At 71.4% G+C, this 3,898-nt stretch carries 4 protein-coding genes; all 4 read right to left on the bottom strand.

From position 1 onward, the window contains the following. Positions 1-58: 58 nt before the first annotated feature. Complete coding sequence (locus SPR02S_RS52590; RefSeq protein ID WP_019065097.1) at positions 59-1,039, bottom strand: cation diffusion facilitator family transporter; 981 nt, start codon at positions 1,037-1,039, stop codon at positions 59-61. Positions 1,040-1,184: 145 nt separating this feature from the next. Further along, positions 1,185-2,336, bottom strand: a complete 1,152-nt coding sequence (gene manA, locus SPR02S_RS52585; RefSeq protein WP_019065096.1) for a mannose-6-phosphate isomerase, class I — start codon at positions 2,334-2,336, stop codon at positions 1,185-1,187. 109 nt (positions 2,337-2,445) lie between these two features. Continuing rightward, a complete protein-coding gene (locus SPR02S_RS52580; protein WP_019065095.1) occupies positions 2,446-3,573 on the bottom strand; it encodes an SIS domain-containing protein in 1,128 nt (375 codons plus the stop codon). 31 nt (positions 3,574-3,604) lie between these two features. Further along, positions 3,605-3,775, bottom strand: a complete 171-nt coding sequence (locus tag SPR02S_RS61450) for a Trm112 family protein (protein ID WP_019065094.1) — start codon at positions 3,773-3,775, stop codon at positions 3,605-3,607. Positions 3,776-3,898 lie beyond the last annotated feature (123 nt).

Raw genomic sequence — 3,898 nt, 5'->3', positions numbered from 1 at the left:
GGAGCAGCGGGGCCGTCGGACGTTTCGGCGGGCCCCACTGTCGTAGCAGCGAAAGGACTCAGTGCTCGGCGGGGTGCTGGGCCGGGCCTCCGGGGGTGGCTTCGCGGTCCGGGCCCTTGGTGGCTTCGGACTCGCTGTAGATGTCGGGTTCGAGGTAGATCACGCGGGCGATCGGGACGGCTTCGCGGATGCGGGACTCGGCGGCGTTGATCGCGGTGGCTACCTCGGTGGCCGTGTCGTCGTGCTGAACGGCGATCTTGGCGGCGACGAGCAGTTCCTCGGGGCCGAGGTGGAGCGTGCGCATGTGGATGATGCCGGTGACCGTGTGGCCGTCGACGATCGCGGTCTCGATCTTCTTGACGTCCTCGATGCCGGCGGACTCGCCGAGCAGCAGGGACTTGGTCTCGGCGGCCAGGACCAGGGCGATCAGGATGAGCAGGATGCCGATGCAGAGCGTGCCGATGCCGTCCCAGACACCGTCGCCGGTGAGCAGGGCCATGCCGACGCCGCCCAGGGCGAGGACGAGGCCGATGAGCGCGCCGAAGTCCTCCAGGAGGACGACCGGCAGCTCGGGGGCCTTGGCGCGGCGGATGAACTGCGACCAGGAGTGCGTGCCGCGCAGTTCGTTCGACTCCTTGATGGCCGTACGGAACGAGAAGCCCTCGGCGATGATCGCGAACACCAGGACGCCCACCGGCCAGTACCAGTGCTCCAGTTCGTGCGGGTGCCTGATCTTCTCGTAGCCCTCGTAGACGGCGAACATGCCGCCGACGGAGAAGAGGACGATCGAGACGAGGAAGGCGTAGATGTACCGCTCGCGGCCGTACCCGAAGGGGTGTTGCGGGGTGGCCTCGCGCTGGGCCTTCTTGCCGCCGATCAGAAGCAGGGCCTGGTTGCCGGAGTCCGCGAGGGAGTGGACGCCCTCGGCGAGCATCGAGGACGAGCCGCTGAAGGCGAACGCCACGAACTTCGATACCGCGATCGCGAGATTGGCGCCGAGTGCCGCCACGATCGCCTTGGTGCCGCCTGACGCGCTCATGTGTTCGCGGTGTCCCTTCGCCTTCGTACGTCTACGTCGGACGCCTGCCCCGGATGGGCCGTCCGACGTCTTTGCCCGTCCTTTGCCGGTGGGCCATTCTTGCAGCCCTGCCCGGCGACGGCTCGTCAGGTATCCACAGGCCCGGTCATACGATCACAGTGGCGCGGAAGACCGTGCCGGCTCCGGACACCTCGGCCCTGTCTCCTGCCGGGACGAACACCGACCGACCGGGCGCCAGTTCGAATTCGCCCGCCTTCACCGCACCGGCCGTGCAGAGCAGGATCTGCGGGGTGCCGAGGGTGAGGTCGTGGGCGCCGGTGCCCTCCGGGAGGACGTACCGGGACAGCCGGAACTCGTCGATGGGGGTCTCGTAGACCTCCTCGCCGTCGGGGGACGCCTCGGGGCGCAGCACTCCGGGGTCGCTCGCCTCGAAGTTGACGATGCGCAGGAGTTCGGGGACGTCGACGTGCTTGGGGGTGAGGCCGCAACGCAGGACGTTGTCGGAGTTGGCCATGATCTCGACGCCGAGGCCGTTGAGGTAGGCGTGCGGGATGCCGGCGCCGAGGAACAGGGCCTCGCCGGGCTGGAGTCGGACGTAGTTCAGGAGCATGGCCGCGATGACACCCGGGTCGCCCGGGTAGTGGTGGGCGATGTCGGCGTAGGGGGCGTAGTCGCCGCCCAGGCGCGTGCAGGCGGTGGCCGCCGCGGTGACCGTGTGGCGCATCTCCTCGGGGTCGGCGGTGAGGATCGCCGTGAGGACCTCGCGCAGGGCGGCTTCCTCGGGGTGTGCGTGCAGGAGATCGACGTACGGCTTCAGGGAGTCGACGCCGAGGCCGGCCAGCAGGTCGGCGGCGCGCAGCGGGTCGCGGAAGCCGCACAGGCCGTCGAACTCCGTGAGCGCGCAGATCAGTTCGGGCTTGTGATTGGCGTCCTTGTAGTTGCGGTGCGGGGCGTCCACAGGGATGCCCCGGCGCTCCTCGTCGGCGTAACCCTCCTTCGCCTGCTCCAGGTTGGGGTGCACCTGGAGGGAGAGCGGGGCGCCGGCGGCGAGGATCTTCAGCAGGAAGGGCAGTCGCGGGCCGAACTTCGCCACCGCCTTCTCCCCCAACTCCCGCTCCGGAGCAGCCTCGATGACCTCGACGAGCGTCCCGCGCGCGGTGCGTGAGGGTGCTCCCGGGTGCGCGCCCATCCACATCTCCGCCTGCGGTTCACCGCTCGGCTCGACGCCGAGCAGCTTCGGGATGGCGGTGAGGGAACCCCAGGCGTAGGGGCGGACGGTGTTGTCGAGGCGGTCCATGTGGCTCTCTACCGGTTCTCTCTGCGTACGACCCGAGGACAACCTGGGTACGACGTGGCTTCGCGCCCCGTACGACGCTGTACGGCGGCTCAGGGCTTCGACGACAAGATCAGGCGCCCGAGGCGAGCGCGAGGTAAACGGCGGCGAAATCCGTCATGGCGATCAGCTCCGCGAGGGTCTCCAACTCGCCGCCCTCTTCCGGCTCCAGCTCGCTGATCGGCGTGTCGTGGCTGAGGGCCAGGTCACGGGCGGTGGGCGCGGCCGTGAGACCGCCGATCGGACGGTCCCGGAGCAGCACCACGCGTGCGTGCAGCGCGGGTGCCTCGTCGACGCGGTCCCGGAAGAAGTCGTCGGGGTCGGCGCTCGCGGCGAGCGGGCCGGCCAGCAGCGCGTTGTGCTCGGCGAGCGCCTCGGGGAGTTCGGAGACGAGCGCGGGGCGGCCGGCCAACTCCGCGAGCGCGGCGGCGAAACGACGGCCAGCCGGTCCGGCCGACGTGCCCTCCGTCCAGATCACCGGGAGCGAGTCGGCGAGTTCGGCGGCCAGGGTCTTCGCCGGGTTGCTGTACGTCGCGACGGCGGGCCCGCAGCGCTCGGCGACCTGGTCGAGCCGGTCGGCGACCTTCTCCAGGGCCTCCGGAGGCGCGCTGAGCAGGCCGGTGCGGTCCAGGATCGCGAGCAGCGGGGTGAGCAGCGCCCAGAGGACTCCGGGGGCGGAGGCGGCCAACGGCTCGTCGTGTTCGTACGGTGCGGTCGCCATCGGTACGAAGAGGCCGTGGGCGCCGTCCACCGCCTCGGTGAGGGGGCTGCGGGTGGGTGCTACGGCGACGACCGTGCAGCCGCGGCGGTAGGCCTGCTCGGCGAGGAGGGACAGGCCGGGTTCGGTGCCGTCCGGGGTGGTGATCAGCAGCAGGTCCACGGAGCCGGCCCAGCCCGGGAGCTCCCAGCGCATGGCGCCGGCCGCGGGGGCGACGCCGGTGGGTGCGAGGCGGGTGACGGGGCTGCTGGCGCCGGCGAGCTTGCCGAGCAGGTCGGCGACGCAGGTGGCGGCGGCGCCGGGGCCCGCGATCAGGATGGCGCGCGGGCGGCCGTCCGGTTTCAGGTCGTGGACGCCGGCCTCGGCGGCGTGCCGGGCGGCTGTGCGCACCCGGGCACCGGCCTCGGCGGCACCGCGGAGCAGGGCTCGACGGTCGGCCTCGGTCAGCGCGTCCGGGGAGTCGAGCAGCGATTCGTCGAGCATGGGCGGCGGCCTCCGATCGCGTCGTCGTCGGTTACGCGGGGTGGCGGGCCTCGTCGACGAGCAGTACGGGGATGCCGTCCCGGACGGGGTAGGCCAGGCCGCAGTCCCCGCCGGTGCAGATCAGCTCGGTGTCCTGCTCCTTGAGGGGGGCGTGGCAGGCCGGGCAGGCCAGGATCTCCAGGAGGCCGGCTTCGAGCGGCATGAGGTGTCCCTCCGAGGGGGTGTCTGCGACTGTCTGCGACGCTTGATCGGATGTGCCTGGTCAGGGTACCGCCGGTTGGTAGCCCTTGCCGGAGTTGGGCTCGGCGTACCTGGGGGCTGCCGC

It is taken from the genome of Streptomyces prunicolor NBRC 13075 (assembly GCF_000367365.1).
Lineage (GTDB): Bacteria > Actinomycetota > Actinomycetes > Streptomycetales > Streptomycetaceae > Streptomyces > Streptomyces prunicolor.
This window is presented reverse-complemented; position numbering and strand designations above follow the sequence as displayed.

Coding starts and splice junctions, on each gene's coding strand:
- manA (WP_019065096.1), bottom strand. CDS start 2,336: ATGGACCGCCTCGACAACACCGTCCGCCCCTACGCCTGGGGTTCCCTC.
- SPR02S_RS52580 (WP_019065095.1), bottom strand. CDS start 3,573: ATGCTCGACGAATCGCTGCTCGACTCCCCGGACGCGCTGACCGAGGCC.
- SPR02S_RS61450 (WP_019065094.1), bottom strand. CDS start 3,775: ATGCCGCTCGAAGCCGGCCTCCTGGAGATCCTGGCCTGCCCGGCCTGC.
- SPR02S_RS52590 (WP_019065097.1), bottom strand. CDS start 1,039: ATGAGCGCGTCAGGCGGCACCAAGGCGATCGTGGCGGCACTCGGCGCC.